Raw genomic sequence first — 16,932 nt, 5'->3', positions numbered from 1 at the left:
GTTCCATGAGCGAAGCCGCGGACCGGGTCTTCCTGAACGGGGAGGTCCACACGCTAGCCGAGCCCGACGAGACCCACGAGGCCGTCGCCGTCCGAGACGAGGAGGTCGTGCGGCTCGGCCGGACGTACGACGTCGAGTTCCTCGCCGGCGTCGACACCGACGTCGTCGACCTCGGGGGGCGGGTCCTCCTGCCGGGCTTCATCGACGCGCACACGCACCTGACGACCGTCGGGCGGTCGCTCGTCAACGCTGACCTCTCCGCTGCCGATTCGCCGAAGGAGGCGGTCGGACTGTTGACGGAACGGGCCGAGGAGGTCGAGAGAGCGGACGGAGACGCGGACGAAGTCGACGCTGCCGCCGCCACCGCCGACGCCGACCCCACCTCCGAGTGGGTGATCGGCTACGGCTACGACGAGTCGACGTGGACGGAGGACCGGTACCTGACGCGGGGCGACCTCGACCGCGTCTCGACCGACCGCCCGGTGGTCGCCTTCCGCGAGGACCTCCACGTCGCCGCGGTCAACGCGGTCGTCCTCGATCGGTTCGCCGACGCGCTCGAGGCGGCTCCCGACCGGACGGTCCCGACCGACGACGCGGGCGATCCGACCGGCGTCCTGCTCGAGGCCGCGATCGACCCGATCCGCGAGGCGGTCGAGCCGGGAGTGGCGGGGACCCGTGCGGCCGTCGAGGCGGGCCTCGAGCTGTGTGCCGAGCGGGGGATCACGGGCTTTCACGACATGGTCCGGGACTCACACGCCCCGCGGGTCTACCGCGACCTCGACGCGGCCGGCGAGCTGACCGCGCGCGTCCGGATCAACTACTGGACCGACCATTTGGACGCGCTTCGGGAGGTCGGGCTGGCGACGAACGCCGGCTCCGCGTTCGTCGAGACGGGCGCGATCAAGTCGTTCACCGACGGGAGCTTCGGCGGGCGGACCGCCAAACTCTCCGAGCCGTACGCCGACGATCCCGACGAGACCGGACAGTGGGTGATCGACCCGGACGAGCTACGCGAGTGGGTGCGCGAGGCCACCGAAGCGGGATTCCAGTTCACGGCACACGCCATCGGCGACGAGGCGATCCGGGCGACTCTCGACGCCTACGAGGGGGTAGCAGCGGGCGATCCGGGCGCGGACCGCCACCGGATCGAACACGTCGAACTCGCCGACGACGAGGCGATCGAGCGGCTCGCCGACACCGGCGTCGTCGCGAGCGTCCAGCCGAACTTCCTGAAGTGGGCGGGGGCGGACGGGCTCTACGAGGCGCGTCTCGGCGAGGAGCGCACCGCCGAGACCAACCGCTACCGGGAGATGCTCGATTCGGGCGTTCGGCTCGCGTTCGGCTCCGACGGGATGCCGATGGGGCCGCTCCTCGGCGTCCACCACGCCGTCAACGCCCCCGCGGAGGGCCAGCGGCTCTCCGTGACCGAGGCGCTTCGCGCGTACACCCGTGGAGCGGCGTACGCCGGCTTCGACGAGGACCGGCTGGGAACCGTCGAACGCGGCAAGCGCGCCGACTTCGTCGTTCTGGAGGAGTCGCCGTGGGAGAACCCGGAATCGATCCGCGACGTCGACGTGGCGATGACGGTCGTCGACGGCGAGGTCGTTCACGACGCGCGCTGAAAGCGGACAGAAAACGGTTACGCGACCGACTCGAGGAAGTTCCGGATCACGTCGTGGCCGACCGCGGTGAGGACGCTCTCGGGGTGGAACTGGACCGCCTCGATCGGGTGCTCGCGGTGCCGGATCCCCATCACGATCGGCTCGCCGTCGTGGTCGGTCGTCGCGGTGACCGCGAAGGAGTCGGGCACCTCGGTGGCGACGAGCGAGTGATACCGCCCCGCCCGAAAGCCCTGCTCGAGCCCGGCGAACACGCCCTCGCCGTCGTGGTCGACCGGGAACGCCTTGCCGTGGACCGGCTCCGGCGCGTGTCCGATCGCGCCCCCGTACTCGTGGACGGCCGCCTCCAGCCCGAGACACACCCCGAGGGTGGGAACGTCGGGGGACAGCTCCCGGAGCACCGACGCGGAGACGCCCACGTCCCGCTCGTTCCTCGGGTGCCCCGGCCCGGGGCTTATCAGCACGGCGTCGGGCTCCTCGGCCTCGACCGCCGACAGCGACGCAGTGTTCTTCAACACGGCGATGTCGACGCCGTCGGTCTCACCCTCATTGCCCTCGTCCTCGCCGCCACCGCCGTCACCGATCGACAGCTCCGAGACGTACTCGACGAGGTTGTAGGTGAACGAGTCGAAGTTGTCGACGACGACGACCTTCATCTCCCGATCCCCTCGAGTGCGGGTTCGTCCTCGCGGACCCGGTCGATCGCGGCGAGGACGCCCTCCATCTTGCGCTCGGTCTCCTCGTACTCCGCGGTCGGGTCGGAGTCAGCGACGAGGCCCGCGCCGGCGCGGACCGTGATCTCGTCGATGCCGCCGTCCTCGGCGTCGCCCTCGCCGTCGGTGTCGCCCTCGCCGTCGACTCCGCCGACCCCCTCGCGCAGCGTCGCCGTCCGGATCACGATCGCGAAGTCGGCGTCGCCGGTCCACGAGTAGTAGCCGACGCCGCCGCCGTACGCCTCCCGCGGGGTCGTCTCGAGGTCGTCGATGATCTCCATCGCGCGCACCTTCGGCGCGCCGGTGAGCGTCCCCGCAGGGAACGCCGCCCGCGTCGCGTCGAACGGGTCGCAGCCGGCCGCGAGCGTCCCCGTCACCGTCGACTCGATGTGCTGGACGTGGCTGTACTTCAACACGTTCATGAACTCCTCGACGCGGACGGACCCCGGCTCCGACACCCGGCGAACGTCGTTGCGTGCGAGGTCGACGAGCATCGTGTGTTCGGCGCGCTCCTTCCCGTCAGCGAGCATCTCGCCGGCCAGCCGACGGTCCTCGACCGGACTCGTTCCGCGGGGACAGGTACCGGCGATCGGGTTCGACACCACCCGGTCGTCCTTCACCGAGACGAGCGTCTCCGGGCTCGCGCCGACCACCGTTCGGTCGTCGTGACGGAGGACGTACATGTACGGCGAGGGGTTCACGTCCCGGAGCGCCGCGTACAGCCCGAGCGGGTCGACGTCGCCCCGGAGCCGTCGGCTCCGGGAGATCACGCCCTGATAGATGTCGCCGTCGAGCACGTGTCGCTTGGCGGTTCGAACCGCCTCCTCGTACTCCTCCTGCGGGTCCGCCTCCTCCTCCCGTACGCGGACGCCGCCGGGGTCCGGCGGGTCGGCGTCGGCGAGTTCGGCCGCGACGCGATCGGCCTCCTCGGCGAGCGCGTCGTAGACGTCTCCGGGGTCGTCGTCGACGTCGACGATCGGCGTGAACACCAACTCGACGGTCCCCTCCTTCTCGTCGAAGACGACCGTCCGGGTCGTGAGCAGGAACTCGGCGTCGGGGAACTCGGTCTCGGGCCGTTCGATCCCGACCTCCTCCAACCAGAGGTCGTAGACCGCCTCGTACGCGAGGAAGCCGACGAAGCCGCCCGAGAGGATCTGCCGGTCCGTCTCGGGGAAGCCACGACGGTTCACGTCGGGGAAGGCCGCACGGATCCGGTCGACGACGTCGCCGGCGTCGTCGGCGTCGTCGGCGTCGCCGGCAACGTCGTCGCCGTCGGCGTCGAGGCCGCCGACGAACTTCGCGGCGGACCCGAGCCGCGTCACGCGGGTCTCCTCCGGATGAACGGAGACGACCGCCTCCGGGTCGTAGCCGACGAACGAGTAGCGGGCGTGTCTGTCGGCCTTTCCGCCCGCGGTGAACGCGCCGTCGGGGTCGCTGGAGGCCACCTTCTCGCCGGACTCGAGGAGGAACCCGTAGGGTTCGTCGCCGACGAGCGTGGCGTACGCCGAAAGCGGGGTCGTCTCGGGGTCGAGCGACGCGGCCGCGCGGACGACGACCGGCCGCTCCGCGTCAGCGACCAGCTCGACGAACTCGGCCCTCGAGCGGTCGAGCGCGGTCGTCGGAACGTCGTTTCGGGTCATGCGATCTCCATCTCGCGGCCCGCGTTGGCGACGAAGCGGGCGACCGCGTTGTGGTCCTTCCGTCCCTCGATCCGTTCGACGCCGGAGGCGACGTCGACCGCGAAGGGGTCCGCGACCCGCACCGCCTCGGCGACGTTCTCCGCGGTGAGTCCCCCGGCCAGCACGACCGGGACGGTCAGTCGGTCCGCCAGTTCGCCGGTCGCGGCCCAGTCGTGGGTCTCGCCGGTGCCGCCGGCCCCGGACTCGCGCGTCGAGTCGACGACGAGCGCGTCGGCGACGCCGTCGAACTCCTCGGCTCGGGCCGGGTCCTCGGCGTCGACCGCGAGAAGCACCTTCCGTTCGGTCTCCGCGCGAATGAAGCGGAGCTCGTCGGGCGTCCACTCCCCGTGGAGCTGGAGGGCGTCGGGGCCGATGGTCCGGACGAGCTCGACGGCGCGCTCGGCCGAACTCGGCATCGTGACGAGCGTCGCCGTGACGAACGGCGGCACCTCGGCGAGCAGGTCGGCCGCGCGCGCCGGGTCGACCTCGCGGGGGGTGTCGACGGGCACCTCGCTTATCACGCCGACCGCGTCCGCGCCCGCCTCGACGGCCGCGCGGAGGTCCGCGCCGTCGGTGAACCCGCACACCTTCACCCGCGCCATCACTCGCCCTCCGACCCGGAGCCCGCCGTGGAGCCCGACCCCGCCGCCACGCGCGATCCGGCCGTCGCCGGCTCCTCGGTCGGCTCGTCACAGAGCGCCGCGAGCTTGTCGGCGGCCGCCCCGGAGTCGATCGCCTCCGCGGCGCGCTCGACGCCGTCCGACAGCGAGTCGGCCTCGCCGGCGAGGTAGACGGCCGCGCCCGCGTTCGCGAGGATCAGGTCGCGCTTCGCGCCCGTCACCGAGCCGTCGACGATCCCGCGGAGGTCCGCCGCGTTCTCCTCGGGCGTCCCGCCGGCGACCGCCTCGATCGGCGCTCGCTCCACGCCGAGGTCCTCCGGCGTGATCGTGAACTCGCGGACCGCCTCGCTGTCGACCTCGGCGGCGGTCGTCTCGTCGTGGATCCCGATCTCGTCCATCCCCGCGCCGTGGACGACGAGGGCGCGCTCGACGGGCATGTGCGCGAGCGCGCGGGCGATCGGCCCGACGAGGTCCGGGTCGTAGACGCCGAGCAACTGGGCGTCCGCCCCGGCGGGGTTCGTCAGCGGACCGAGAACGTTGAAGATCGTCCGCATCCCGAGCTCCTTGCGCGGGCCGATGACGGCCTTCATCGCGGGGTGGAAGACGGGCGCGAGCATGAACCCGATCCCGTCGGCCTCGATGGCGGACTCGACTGCGGCGGGCTCGGCCTCGACGTCCGCGCCGGCGACCTCGAGCACGTCCGCGCTGCCGGAGGAGGAGGAGACCGAGTAGTTGCCGTGTTTGGCGATGGGGACGCCCGCGCCCGCGGCGACGATCGCCGAGGTCGTCGAGACGTTGATCGTGTCGTAGTCGTCGCCGCCGGTCCCGCAGGTGTCGACCAGCGGCGCGCGGTCGGGCTCGATCGTCCGGGCCGCGTCGCGCATCCCCTGCGCGAAGCCCGCGATCTCCGCCTCGGTCTCGCCTTTCGCGCGCAACGCGGCGAGGAGCGCCCCGATCTGCGCCTCGGTCATCTCCTCGAAGACGAGCCGCGCGGCCTCTCGCGCCTCCTCGAGCGACAGGTCCTCCCCGTTCGTCACGCGTTCGACCGTGTGTTGAATGTCCATGATGATCACCGATGTATGAGTCCGTGTTGTGATGTACAAGTATGTACACTAAGTTAACGCTGTCGCCCCGGAGGTACGCGGCCGTTCTCGAGAACGTGGCGGGCGCTGTCGGGGCCTGGCGGATCGAAGGAAACCGAAACCGGAAGGACCGCCGAGCTACTCGAGCGGCTCCGCACCCGCCGCCTCGACGACGACGACGGGAACCGCCGCGTCGTCGACGACCGTGTCCGTCGTGGAGCCGAACACGAACCGGCCGACGGTCCCCGTGGTCGGCGCGCCGACGACGACGAGGTCGTAGTAGGGCGACTGCTCGGTTATCGCCCCGGCGGCCGACTCGCCCTCGAGGAGCCACCGATCGACGCGGTCGAACTCGCCCAGACGGTCGCACGCGGCGTCGAGCAGTCGGTCGCCGGTCGCCTCGTACGACCCGCTTCCGCCTTCCGCGTCGGATCCGGTCGTTTCGGGGGAGGTCGCCTCCCCGCCGTTCTCGTCGATCGCCGCGTCCGACGGCGTCACGTGGAACAGTTCGATCCACGCGTCGGTCGCCTCGGCGACGTGTCTCGCGACGTCGACGGTCGCTCCCGAGTGGGGGCCGCCCGCGACCGCGACGAGGATCGAGGAGGTCCGCTCCGGTCCCGCCGCGCGTTCGGCCCCGTTGAGCGTCGCTCGCGCGGCGGAGGCGACCGACGCGGCCGCCTCCTCGACGGCCGCCTCGAGCGACGGGCCGGTCCGGACGGATCGGCCCTCCGTCGGCCGGTCGGCCGGCGTCTCCCCGCCGCCCGCGTCGTCGGCGTCGCTCCCGTACATACCCTATGCGTCAGACGTGCGCATGATAAATCCCGTTGGTCCGACGCGTTTCGTCGGATGCTCGGGGTGGCTCTCGCGGACGGCTACTCCGGAAGACTACTCCCGGAAGAACGCCTCGTCCTCGAACGGCTCCGCTTCGCCCTCGACGGCGACCACGTCGAGCGCGGTGACCTCGGCGTCGACGCCGAGGAGGCCGGCGAGACTCGGCTCCGTCCGCCCCTCGTCGCCGGAGATCAGCTCCTTGATGTAGAGCCCGCCCGCGCCGTGTATCTCGACGGTGGCGTGCCGTGAGTCCTCGAACTCGGCGGTCGTCTCGTACACGTCGCGCTCGCGGGTCAGGCTCGCGCGCCGGTGGTCGACGCGGTTGGGTGTGTACTGCTCGACCGTCGCCCCCTCCAGTTCGTCGACCGCGGCCGCCAGATCGTCGGCGTCGACGTCCGCCCCGAAGGTCACCTCGGCGCGGTAGCGCTTCGAGGCGTCGTGCTCCTTGACCCGCTCGACCATGTCGTAGGTCGCGAGCCGGAGCCCCTCGACCTCGACCGCGCCGTCGGCGAAGGCGTTGATGTCGGCCTCGAGCCGGTCGGTGTCGACCCGGCGGCGGCGCGGCTCCGCGACCTCGATCACGAACGGCCGGCCGGTGCCGAGCATGAGCGCGTCCACGTCCTCGCGGCCCGCGCCGTGGAACGTCGCCTCGGTGCCGTCCATCACGTCCTCGACGATCGGCGCGGTGTACTCCTCGACGCTGTCGTCGTAGAGGTACCCCGACCCGCCGCAGTGGTCACACGGGTCCGCCCCCTGTCGTCCCGACCCCTTACACTCCCGGCAGGGCCACTCGGTCTGGGGGACGTCCCGCTCCAGCTTCCGGTAGCGCCCGTAGACGAACGCGGAGTTCACCTTCGCGTCGATAGCGTCCTCGGCGAGGTCGATCGTGAACTGGACGTCCGGGCGGTCGAAGGAGACCTCGGCCCCCGTGAGTCGGCCGAACCGCTTGCCGACCTCGCGGTTGAACTCGGATTTGAAGGGCTCGCCGGCGTCCGCCTCCAACCCGGCCTCCTCGCGTAGCAGCGCCTCGTTCTCCTCGATCAGCGGCGGCGGCCGCGTTCCGACGTTGTACGTGGAGAACTCGGTTCCCTCGACCGCCTCGGCGGCGCGCTCGGCCCACGCGTCGAACTCGTCACACCGGCCCTCACACACCCAGCAGTCCGCGGTCGCGACCGGCTCGTGGTCGTCGTCCTCGCGCAGCGCGAGCGAGACCCGCAGCGCCGACCCGCGCTCGGCGTTCGACAGCCCGAAGCTCCGGTCGGCGACGGGCCGACCGAGACAGGCGTCACACACCGGCCCCGTCGCGGTCGCGCGCGCGGCGACTTCCAGTACGTCCATACCGGAGGAAGCCGGCCGCGGGGTAACTGTCTTGCCCTTGGGCTCCGCTCTTACCCCCTCTCGAGCGATTCCGGCTCCGCCCGCTCCCGACCGACTTATGTCCGTCACGGCCGTCGCCTCGGGCGTGAGCGAGCCGGCGACGCGCGCTGAGAAGGTGGAGCTCGCCGTCGAGCTCCTCGCGCACCTCGAACGCGAGGAGCTCGCGCTCCCCGAGGCGATGGACCGGATCGAGACGGTGACGACGAACCCCGCTCTCACCCGCGAGATCCTCGACACGGCGGAGAAACGCGGCGTGATCGAGCGCGAGAACGCCCGTCTGCGGATCCGGCGAGGCGGAACCTACGTCGAGTACGACAGCCAGGTGGTCACCCGCGAGGGCGAGTTCGAGTGTAAACGCTGCGGCGCGGGTATCACGACCGGACACTTCGTCCGCTTCGAGGCCGGCGAACTCGGGCCGTTCGGCTCCTCGTGTATTCGGAAGGTCACCGGTCGGGACGCCGAGTGAGACGGGATGACGGGGAAGAGAGACGCCGACCGATCCGTTATCGTCCCTGCCGAAGCTCCTCGATGAGCCGCTCGATGAGCTCGGACTGTCGCTCGATCTTCGCCGACTGCGCCTCGACGGTCCGGCGGAGCGCCGCGACCTCGGCGGCGAGGTCGTCGTCCTCGACGCCGGCGCTCTCGAAGGGCGACCCCTCGAAGCCGTCCGGTCCCGCCGGATCTCCCGAGTCCGCCGGGGTCGACGAGGCCGCCGCGTTCCCCGTCCCGTCGGGACCCGTGCCGTTCGCGTCCGCCGAATCCCCGCCGAACTCGTCGGCGAGGGGGTCGTTCCCGACGGCCGATCCGGCGTCAGTCACGTCGGTCGCGCCGGCGCTTTCGATCGTTCCGTCGGCCTCGTCGTGGCGACCGGCGGAGCCGGTACCGCCGCGGTCGAAGTCGGTCCCCGTCGAGACGCCGGCCTCGGTCGAGCCGTCGGCCTCCGTCTCCGCGGTCGGTTCGGAGACCGCTGCCGGATCGGGGTCCGGGTCGGTCTCGAACGGGGACTCCATCTCGGTCGCCGCCTCAGCGTCGGCCGCGGGCGACGCCGAGAGCGGGTCGGGACCCTCGCCGAAGTCGGTCGTCCCCGTCGTCCCCTCCGGCGCGTCGTCGGCGGCGGCGTCGTCGTCCGCGTCGTTCGCGACGGCCACGCGGAGCTCCTCGAGGCTCTCGACCCCGTGGAACGCACACACCGCGTCGACGAGGCTCTCCTTGACGGCTCGGGCCGACTCGTTGGGGGCCTTGAACCGCTCCGATCGCCCGTCGTGTGCGAGCACGACCGCGGTCGCGACGGTTCCCTCCTCGAAGTCGAGGTCGGTCAGGTCGGCGTAGGGGAACTCCTCGAACTCCTCGTCCCAGACGGCCGAGCCGACGTGTTTCACGAGTCGGCTGTCGGTGACGACGAGGGTGAGCTCGGAGAAGCGGAACGTCCGCGCGACCGACTCGCCGGGGTCGGTCACGCCGCGGGCCGAGAGCACCCCGGCGAGGACGGGGTGGACCACGTCGTCGAGGCGTTTCGACGGAACCGTGAGCGTCTCCTCGCCGTCGAGGCCGTAGCCGAAGACGACCTTCGACTTCCGCCGGCCGGTCGAGACGGCGATCCGCTCGGCGTCGTGCGGGTACTCCTCGACGGTCTCGTCGGAGAGCAGGCCGTCGGCGCGGTACACGAGCGTTCGCGTGGGCGTGACCGCGAGGAGGTCGTCCCCCCCGAGCGGGACCCGCGCGACGACCTCCTCGTCGCCGGCGGCCCCCGACAGTAGTTCCGGAAGGCTCATACGCCGAACGTCCGGGGCGTCGGGCATAAATCCGCGGGGTCCGTTTCTCGGTCGTGGATCCGGTCGACGACGACGCCCGCGCGATCGCGTGCGGACCCCTCACAGACCCCCGACGGATGGGAAGCTTAAAGAGTGTCATCGCGATACGTGAGAGTGAGGCCGGGTGGCTTAGCTGGACATAGCGCCGCACTCATAGGGTTCGGAGATTCGGTGCGGTGACGCCTTGGAAGCGTCCGCGTCCTTCCCGTGGCTCCGCCGAGCCTCGGACCTGGGACATGCGGAGATCGTGGGTTCGGAGCCCACCCCGGCCATACATCCTTTCGTCGACGGGATCCACCGACAGTCCCCGAGTCGCGATTCTGCCGGGACCGGTACATCCAACCGGCGTCGGACGCCGATCAGGCCGTGACTACCTTCGACACCGGCGCGGGAACCGAGACGGTACTGGTGACCGGCGGCACGGGCTTCATCGGGTCACACCTCGCCCGTCGGCTGGTCGACGACGGCCACGAGGTCGTCGCCTTCGACGCCGCGCCCGACGCCACGCTCCTCGAACGGCTCGGCGTCGCGGGGACGGTCGAGATCCGGCGCGGCGACGTGACGGACCTCGCCGCGCTCGCTCGGACGGTCCGCGAGCAGGGAGTCACTCGGGTGGTCCATCTGGCCGCGCTCCTCAGCGAGGACGTCAGAACCGACGAGCTCGCGGCCACGCGGGTGAACGCGCTCGGCGCGAACCACGTGCTCGAGGCCGCTCGGCTCCTCCCGGACCGGATCGATCGCGTCGTGGTGGCGTCGAGCGAGACGGTGTACGGCCCCGGATCGGCGTACGACGGCCCAGTCCCCGAGGACGCGCTGTTGTCCCCCGACTCGCCGTACGCCGCCGCGAAGCGCCACGCCGAGTGTCTCTCACGACGCTACCGGGAGGACCACGGCGTCCCCGCGGTCGCACTCCGACCGACCGGCGTCTTCGGGCCGTTCAGACGGAGCTTCACGGCGTTTTCGGACCTCTTCGAGCGGCCGGCGGTCTGCGAGCCCGTTCGCGTCGAGGGCGGCGGAACCGCCGTGAGCTGGCTCTCGGTGCGGGACGCCGCCGACGCGTTTCGGCGCGCCGCGCTGGCGCCCGCGAGCGACCTCGAACGCGGCGTCTACAACGTCCGCGGCGAGGTCGCGACCGTCGCGGAGGCCGCGGAGACGGTCCGGGGCGTCATCCCGGACGCGGAGGTGGCCGTGACCGACGACGCCGACCACGACTGGTCCGCCCAGCGACTCGCGCTCGAGCGGACCCGATCCGATCTCGGCTACGAGGTCGAGTACGGCCTCGAGGAACTCACGCGCGAGTACGTCGACGCGGTTCGGCGCGACGCCGGGCTGGATCCCGTCGACTGAGCCCGAGGGATCGCGGCCGATCCACTGCCACGTCCGGCCCTCTCACCCGCCTCACCCGTCTCACCCGCCGACGGCCGCCCCGGCCAACACCGAGAGACCCGCGACCGCGCCGCCGAGCACGAGGAGCGCGTAGTTCGCGACCGGGTTCGCCGCCTTCACGACATCGAGGGTGTAGTGGTCGTCCCTGAGGGGCGCGTACGGCCGGATCCCCATCGGCGTGATCGCGTCGGCGAGGAGGTGTGAGACGATCGTCCCCGCGCCGAGTACGAACCCGACCGCGGCGAGTCCGAGCGTCGCGACCGGACCGCCCTCGATCCCCATCGTGCCGCCGACGAGGCCGAACGCGAGCCCGACCGCGAGCGCGAACCAGACGGTGTGGGTGATCCCGCGGTGTTTCACGAACGGGACCTGCGTGTCGAGGTCGGGAACCATCGCCGTCCAGGCGACGACCGCCGCGGCTCCCGCCGCGAGCTCGAGACCGGCGATCGCGGCGAGGCCGAACCCGACCGGCGAGTACGCGGCGAGCGCGGCACCGACGTGGCCCTTCCTGTACACGGCTCCTCCGTCACCTCGCTCTCAGCGGTCCCGAAGGACCGTCTCGCCGGGCGCGACCGTCGCGCCCGCGGAGAGGACGATCCCGACGTTGATCGTACAGTTGATCCCGGTGCGGACCCCGTCGCCACAGACGATCCCGAACTTCCGGCGGCCCGTGCTGACGCGGTCGCCCTTCACCGTTATGTCGACCGGCTCGCCGTCGTGTCTGAGGTTCGCGACGGTCGTGCCCGCGCCGAGGTTGACGTCCTCGCCGAGCACGCTGTCGCCGAGATACGTGAGGTGCGGCACGGCCGAGTCGGCCATCACGACGCTGTTCTTCACCTCGACGCCGTGACCGACCCGGGTATCTGGGCCGAGGTACGTCGCCCCGCGGACGTACGCGTTGGGGCCGACGTGGCTGCCGGCCCCGACGAAGGCCGGCCCCTCGATCACGACGCCGGGCTCGATCGTCGCGCCCGGCTCGACGACGACCTCGCCGCGGATCTCCGCGTCGTCGCTGACGTCGCCGGCGACCTCGCGGTCGAGCTCCGCGAGCTTCCACTCGTTGGCCGCGAGAAGCTCCCACGGCCGACCCACGTCCAGCCAGCGGTCGAAGGGGACGGAGCGCACGTCGCCCGTCTCACACGCGCGCTGGAGCACGTCGGTGAGCTCCAGTTCCCCGCGCTCGCTCTCGTCGACGTCGAGCCACGCGAGCGCCTCGGCCGGAAAGACGTACGCGCCCGTGTTCACGAGGTTCGAGGGCGGGTCCGCGGGCTTCTCGACGACGCCCTCGACCCGGCCGTCCGCGACGCGCAACACCCCGTACGACGAGGGATTCTCGACGCGGTAGGAGCCGACCGCGGCGTCCTCGTCGTACAGTTCCGAGAGCGACTCGCGGTCGTAGAGGGCGTCCCCGTTCAACACGACGAACGGCTCCTCCCGGAGCTCGTCCCGGGCGGTGCGGACGGCGTCCGCGGTCCCGCGCCGTTCGGTCTGTGTGGCGGTCTCGACGGGAACCGGCCAGTCGCGTTCGTCGAGGGCGGTCCGGACCTCGTCGGCCTCGTAGCCGACGACGACGACGATCCGGCTCGCGCCCGCGTCGATCGCGTCCTCGAGACAGCGGACGACGAGCGACTTGCCGGCGACCGGCAGCATCGGTTTCGGCGTGTTCGCCGTCAGCGGGCGCATCCGAGTCCCCTCGCCGGCCGCGAGTACGACGGTTTGCATATACCCGCACGTCGCCGGACTCCGGGAAAGGTATTGCGACGCTACGTCACTCGGGCGGCGTCGTCGGCTCCCGGTTATCCGCCGGCTACTCCGCGTCCGCCCTCCCCTCGTTCAGTCCGTCGTCTCCTCGCTCGGCCGGCATCTCCTCGCTCGGCCCGTATCTCCTCGCTCGGCTCACCCTCCGCCCGCCTCGTCGAGCGCGCGCTCGACGATCCCGCTCGCGCGGTCGAGCAGCCGGTCCGCGGCGTCGGCCTCGCGCGCCTCCGCCGTGATCCGGATCAGCGGCTCCGTCCCGGAGGCCCGCAGGAGGAACCATCCCTCGTCGGTGTCGACGCGAACGCCGTCGAGCGTGGAGGCGTCGGCGAACTCGTCGGTCACGCGCTCCTCGATCAGTTCCATCGCGGCGGCCTTGTGGTCGGTCTCGACCGAGCGCCGCCGGATCGGGTAGCGGTCTATCGCCGAGACACGCTCCGAGAGCGGGGTCGACGCGGCGAGCGCGGCGAGTCTGACCGCCGCGAGCGGCCCGTCCGGACACAGCGTCTCCTCGGGAAAGATCCACGCGCCGGAGGGCTCGCCGCCGAAGGCGACGCCCTCCTCCGCGGCGCGTTCGGCCACGTACACGTCGCCGACGCGCGTGTAGACGAGTTCGGCACCGACCGCGGCGAGCGCGTCGGCGGCCGCGAGGCTCGTGTCCACCGGCGCGGCGACGCGGTCACCCTCGGCGGCCGCCGCCCGGCCGAAGACGGCGAGGAGCAGGTCGCCGGGAACGAACTCGCCCTCGTCCGTGACCGCCATCATGCGGTCGGCGTCGCCGTCGTGGGCGATCCCGAGGTCGACGTCGACCGCCCCGACGGTGGCGGCGAGCGTCGTACAGTTCTCGGCGGTCGGCTCGCTCGGGCGGGCGGGAAACCGGCCGTCGGGCGTCGCGTTGAGCGTCTCGACGGCTGCGCCCAACCTGTGGAGCGCGTCGGCGGTCACCCCGCCCATCCCGTTGCCCACGTCGACGACGACGGAGAGGTCGGCGAGGGGACCGGAACCGGAGACCCCGGCCGTCCCCGTCGCCGCGCGCTCGCCCGCTGCCACCAGCGCGTCGCGGTGGCGGTCCGTCGCGCCGTCCCAGCGCTCGTACTCGCCCTGTCCCTTCCAGTCCGCGAGGTCGAACGCCTCCTCGCGGATCCGCTCCTCGATGACGTCCTGCCGGGACGGCGGATACGCCTGACCCGAGGGAGTCCACAGCTTGAGCCCGTTGTCGGGGGCCGGGTTGTGCGAGGCGGTCACGACCACCCCGGCGTCCGCGTCCCGCGTTCCGATGGCTCGCGCGACCGTCGGGGTCGCCGCGCGGCCGGCGTCGACCACGTCCGCGCCGGTCTCGCGGAGTCCGGCGACCAACGCGTCACGGAGCGTCTCGCCCGTCCGCCTGGCGTCGCGACCCACCACCACTCGGTCCGTTTCGGTGCCGACCGCACGCCCCACGTCGAGCGCGACGGAGGCGGTGACGGCCTCGCCGACCCGCCCGCGGATCCCGCTGGTTCCGAACATACGCACCACTCCCGGCCGGGCGCCTTGTAACCTCCGGGGACGGAGCGGCGTCGCGGGCGGAGAAGCGTGAAACGCGCGGGCCTCAGATCCGGTTCTCGCGGCCGGGATCGACGTCGATGGCGTCGACCGGGCAGACGTCGACACACAGCATACAGTCGATACACTGGTCCTCGTCGGTCGGGTTCGCCTTCCGGTCGGACTCCGGATGGCCGGGCGTGTCGACCCAGTCGAAGACGTCCACGGGACAGTCCTCCAGACACGCGCCGTCGGCCAGACAGATGTCGAAGTCGACGGCGACGTGGGTCCCGCGGATCCCGAGTTTCTCGGGCGGCTCGACCGGCCCCCACACGTCCACGCCGTGCTCCTCGCCGGTCCGCTCCGCGTTCCGCTCGAAGTTCGGATCGATGCCCATCTTGCCGTGGCTTTCGCGCGTCGACAGTTAAACACCGCGACGCGGATCGGCGGACGTCCCGTTCCGGTCGGAGGCGCCCGCTCAGGGATGCGCGTAGTACGCCACGAGGTCCTCCTCGCCGGTCGGCCCGTCCGGCTCGTCGGTCCCCTCGGGATCGAAGGAGTCCAGCCGGGCGAAGCCGATCCGCTCGAACTGGACCACGTCGTCGACGGCGGCGTCCGCGATCTCCGGTTCGGCGTACCCGCGCACGTCGCCGTCGACGGTGCGGAGGAGCGTCTCGAGCGACTCCGCCGCGGGGACCCAGTGGACCACGTCGACGTCGCCGTCCCGGACCACGTCGATGTCGGCGTCGACGTAGAGGAGTTCCTCCTCGGCGCGGCGCACGCAGCCGTACCCCTTGAGCCAGACGCGCTCGCCGGCCGGCGGGAGGTCCGAGGTCTCGAGACGGACCCGGCCGGCCGGGATCGTCCGGTCGCCGCGGTCGGGGTGGTCGGGGTGTCGCGCGGGGCGGCCGGCGGCCGGCGCGGGCGCGTCGCCGTCGACGACCGGTAGCTCGACGGCCGGGTCGTCCGCGCGGTCGCGCACGAGGAAGAACCGGTCGGCCCCGTCGTCGACGAGGTCGCGGTTGTTCGCGTACACCGAGGACATCGCGAGGTCCACGTCGGAGGTCGACATCCCGAGTGCGGTCATCGACTCGACGAGCGCCTCGCCGCGGATCCCGCGTCGGCGGACCGACCGGATCGTCGGCGCGCGCGGGTCGTCCCACCCCGTCAGATCGCCCGCCTCGATGAGCTCCTTGATCGTCGACGTCGAGAGGCTCACGTCGTACTCGTCGAGCTGGACGTGTCCCCAGTGGAGGACTTCGGGGTACTCCCAGTCGAAGTAGTCGTAGACGAACCGCTGGCGCTTCGCGGAGTCCTGGAGGTCGATGCCGCGGATGATGTGGGTGACCCCGGTGAGGTGGTCGTCGACGCCCGACTGGAAGTCGAGCATGGGCCAACAGCGGTACTCTGCCGCCGCCTCGCGGGGGTGTGGCGTGTCGATCATCCGGAACGCGACCCAGTCGCGCAGCGCCGGGTTCTTGTGGTCGATGTCGGTCCGCACGCGGAGGACCATCTCGCCGGAGTCGTACTCACCGTCGACCATCGCCTCGAACTCCTCGCGGACGGTCTCCGCGTCCTTCCCGCGGTGTGGACAGGGCTCGCCGTCGTTCTTCAGCTCCGAGAACGCCTCGCCGGAACACGAGCAGGTGTAGGCCCCGCCGCGGTCGATCAGCTCGCGGGCGTGCTCGTAGTAGGTCTCGAGGCGGTCGGACGCCCGCAGGACGCGATCGGCCTCGAAGCCGAGGTACTCGATGTCCTCGAGGATCGCGTCGTAGGCGTCGAGGTCTGGCCGTTTCGTCTCGGGGTCGGTGTCGTCGAACCGGCAGATGAACTCGCCGTCGTAGCGCTCCTTGTACGTCCCGATCACCGCGGGCATCCGGGCGTGCCCGATGTGCCAGGGGCCGTTGGGGTTCGGCGCGGCGCGCATCACGACCGCGCCCGCCTCGGCGTTCGGCAGGTCGGGGAGGACGCGGTCGTCCTCCTCGTCGTCGGCCTCGAGCTCCGCGAGCCGTTCGGGCGCGAGCGTCTCGAGCCGGTCGCGCCGCTCCGTCTCGTCCATCCGGCCGACCTCGGCCACGATCGGCGCGATCACGCCCGGGATCTCGTCGCCGTGGGGGCGGAACTCGGGGTTCTCGCCCATCAGCGGGCCCATGATCGCGCCCACGTCGGGGTCGCTGCCGTGTTTGAGCGCGTTGAAGAGCGCGGCCGCCTCGCCGGCCGCCTCGACCCGCTCGCGGAGTTCGTCGTCCATACCGTCGGGTTGTGGGGGTCGACTCAAAAACGCCGCGAAACCGTCGGCGTCACGGCGGGAGACGCGGATCGCGTCGGCGAGAGGCCGGCGACCCGCCCGCTCCCGTCCCGCCGTCGGGGCCGCGGGTAGGGGCGTCGACACGTCGGAGACGCGCGGGGATAAACCGTCGAGACCGTTCACGCCGTCGAGACGGGCTGACGGGCGTGAACGGTCGCGAGATTTATATATTAACCATCGACTACCGGCCGGATCCGCCAGGGTCGTCGACCGTCGATCGACCGGCGGCC

General features: G+C 71.8%; 15 protein-coding genes and 1 tRNA gene. 4 read left to right on the top strand and 12 right to left on the bottom strand.

What is annotated here, in order from left to right; genetic code table 11:
* Positions 1-5 precede the first annotated feature (5 nt).
* Positions 6-1,622 (top strand): amidohydrolase, encoded by a 1,617-nt coding sequence (locus tag F3H10_RS02330; protein WP_149783245.1) that lies wholly within the window; start codon positions 6-8, stop codon positions 1,620-1,622.
* A 17-nt stretch (positions 1,623-1,639) separates the two neighbouring features.
* Here F3H10_RS02330 and trpG read toward each other — a convergent pair whose 3' ends face one another.
* From trpG to F3H10_RS02300, 6 genes are all read right to left on the bottom strand, one after another.
* Positions 1,640-2,275 (bottom strand): anthranilate synthase component II, encoded by a 636-nt coding sequence (gene trpG / locus F3H10_RS02325; protein WP_149783244.1) that lies wholly within the window; start codon positions 2,273-2,275, stop codon positions 1,640-1,642.
* The gene (gene trpE, locus F3H10_RS02320; RefSeq protein WP_149783243.1) at positions 2,272-3,972 is read right to left on the bottom strand and encodes an anthranilate synthase component I; all 1,701 of its coding nucleotides are present in this window, start codon (positions 3,970-3,972) and stop codon (positions 2,272-2,274) included. The genes trpG and trpE overlap by 4 nt, the downstream gene beginning before the upstream one ends.
* On the bottom strand, positions 3,969-4,613 hold the full coding sequence (locus F3H10_RS02315) for a phosphoribosylanthranilate isomerase (RefSeq protein ID WP_149783242.1): 645 nt from the start codon (positions 4,611-4,613) through the stop codon (positions 3,969-3,971). Before F3H10_RS02315 ends, trpE begins: the two co-directional genes overlap by 4 nt.
* Positions 4,613-5,695, bottom strand: coding sequence for an anthranilate phosphoribosyltransferase (gene trpD, locus F3H10_RS02310; RefSeq protein WP_149783241.1), 1,083 nt, complete (start codon positions 5,693-5,695; stop codon positions 4,613-4,615). Before trpD ends, F3H10_RS02315 begins: the two co-directional genes overlap by 1 nt.
* 156 nt (positions 5,696-5,851) lie before the next feature.
* Positions 5,852-6,502 carry a universal stress protein gene (locus F3H10_RS02305; protein WP_149783240.1) on the bottom strand — a complete coding sequence of 217 codons (651 nt, stop codon included), beginning with the start codon at positions 6,500-6,502 and terminating at the stop codon, positions 5,852-5,854.
* 96 nt (positions 6,503-6,598) lie between these two features.
* Positions 6,599-7,882, bottom strand: coding sequence for a tRNA pseudouridine(54/55) synthase Pus10 (locus F3H10_RS02300; RefSeq protein WP_149783239.1), 1,284 nt, complete (start codon positions 7,880-7,882; stop codon positions 6,599-6,601).
* Positions 7,883-8,006: 124 nt separating this feature from the next.
* Between F3H10_RS02300 and F3H10_RS02295 the strand changes: the two genes are divergently transcribed.
* A complete protein-coding gene (locus F3H10_RS02295) occupies positions 8,007-8,387 on the top strand; it encodes a DUF5830 family protein (RefSeq protein ID WP_149783238.1) in 381 nt (126 codons plus the stop codon).
* A gap of 37 nt (positions 8,388-8,424) precedes the next feature.
* On the opposite strand, the gene F3H10_RS02290 is transcribed toward F3H10_RS02295, so the two are convergent.
* The gene (locus tag F3H10_RS02290; protein WP_149783237.1) at positions 8,425-9,693 is read right to left on the bottom strand and encodes a DUF7115 domain-containing protein; all 1,269 of its coding nucleotides are present in this window, start codon (positions 9,691-9,693) and stop codon (positions 8,425-8,427) included.
* A 157-nt stretch (positions 9,694-9,850) separates the two neighbouring features.
* Here F3H10_RS02290 and F3H10_RS02285 point away from each other — a divergent pair.
* Both F3H10_RS02285 and F3H10_RS02280 read left to right on the top strand, forming a co-directional pair.
* A tRNA-Met gene (locus F3H10_RS02285) sits at positions 9,851-10,004 on the top strand.
* Positions 10,005-10,098: 94 nt separating this feature from the next.
* Entirely contained in the window at positions 10,099-11,079 is a 981-nt protein-coding gene (locus F3H10_RS02280) for an NAD-dependent epimerase/dehydratase family protein (protein WP_188127847.1), read from the top strand.
* A gap of 60 nt (positions 11,080-11,139) precedes the next feature.
* On the opposite strand, the gene F3H10_RS02275 is transcribed toward F3H10_RS02280, so the two are convergent.
* The 5 genes from F3H10_RS02275 to F3H10_RS02255 all read right to left on the bottom strand — a co-directional run bounded on the left by F3H10_RS02275 (position 11,140) and on the right by F3H10_RS02255 (position 16,645).
* A complete protein-coding gene (locus F3H10_RS02275; protein WP_149783236.1) occupies positions 11,140-11,634 on the bottom strand; it encodes a metal-dependent hydrolase in 495 nt (164 codons plus the stop codon).
* Positions 11,635-11,655: 21 nt separating this feature from the next.
* Positions 11,656-12,840, bottom strand: coding sequence for a bifunctional sugar-1-phosphate nucleotidylyltransferase/acetyltransferase (glmU, locus tag F3H10_RS02270; RefSeq protein ID WP_149783235.1), 1,185 nt, complete (start codon positions 12,838-12,840; stop codon positions 11,656-11,658).
* Between the two features lie 174 nt (positions 12,841-13,014).
* On the bottom strand, positions 13,015-14,379 hold the full coding sequence (gene glmM, locus F3H10_RS02265) for a phosphoglucosamine mutase (protein WP_149783234.1): 1,365 nt from the start codon (positions 14,377-14,379) through the stop codon (positions 13,015-13,017).
* Positions 14,380-14,461: 82 nt separating this feature from the next.
* Complete coding sequence (locus tag F3H10_RS02260; RefSeq protein WP_149783233.1) at positions 14,462-14,791, bottom strand: 4Fe-4S dicluster domain-containing protein; 330 nt, start codon at positions 14,789-14,791, stop codon at positions 14,462-14,464.
* Between the two features lie 81 nt (positions 14,792-14,872).
* Entirely contained in the window at positions 14,873-16,645 is a 1,773-nt protein-coding gene (locus tag F3H10_RS02255) for a glutamate--tRNA ligase (protein WP_149783232.1), read from the bottom strand.
* Positions 16,646-16,932: the final 287 nt, after the last annotated feature.

This window comes from Halorubrum aquaticum, from assembly GCF_900113615.1.
GTDB classification, from domain to species: Archaea; Halobacteriota; Halobacteria; order Halobacteriales; family Haloferacaceae; genus Halorubrum; species Halorubrum aquaticum.
This window is presented reverse-complemented; position numbering and strand designations above follow the sequence as displayed.

Coding starts and splice junctions, on each gene's coding strand:
- glmM (WP_149783234.1), bottom strand. CDS start 14,379: ATGTTCGGAACCAGCGGGATCCGCGGGCGGGTCGGCGAGGCCGTCACC.
- F3H10_RS02290 (WP_149783237.1), bottom strand. CDS start 9,693: ATGAGCCTTCCGGAACTACTGTCGGGGGCCGCCGGCGACGAGGAGGTC.
- F3H10_RS02330 (WP_149783245.1), top strand. CDS start 6: ATGAGCGAAGCCGCGGACCGGGTCTTCCTGAACGGGGAGGTCCACACG.
- F3H10_RS02315 (WP_149783242.1), bottom strand. CDS start 4,613: ATGGCGCGGGTGAAGGTGTGCGGGTTCACCGACGGCGCGGACCTCCGC.
- F3H10_RS02300 (WP_149783239.1), bottom strand. CDS start 7,882: ATGGACGTACTGGAAGTCGCCGCGCGCGCGACCGCGACGGGGCCGGTG.
- glmU (WP_149783235.1), bottom strand. CDS start 12,840: ATGCAAACCGTCGTACTCGCGGCCGGCGAGGGGACTCGGATGCGCCCG.
- trpD (WP_149783241.1), bottom strand. CDS start 5,695: ATGGACATTCAACACACGGTCGAACGCGTGACGAACGGGGAGGACCTG.
- trpE (WP_149783243.1), bottom strand. CDS start 3,972: ATGACCCGAAACGACGTTCCGACGACCGCGCTCGACCGCTCGAGGGCC.
- F3H10_RS02305 (WP_149783240.1), bottom strand. CDS start 6,502: ATGTACGGGAGCGACGCCGACGACGCGGGCGGCGGGGAGACGCCGGCC.
- F3H10_RS02255 (WP_149783232.1), bottom strand. CDS start 16,645: ATGGACGACGAACTCCGCGAGCGGGTCGAGGCGGCCGGCGAGGCGGCC.
- trpG (WP_149783244.1), bottom strand. CDS start 2,275: ATGAAGGTCGTCGTCGTCGACAACTTCGACTCGTTCACCTACAACCTC.
- F3H10_RS02260 (WP_149783233.1), bottom strand. CDS start 14,791: ATGGGCATCGATCCGAACTTCGAGCGGAACGCGGAGCGGACCGGCGAG.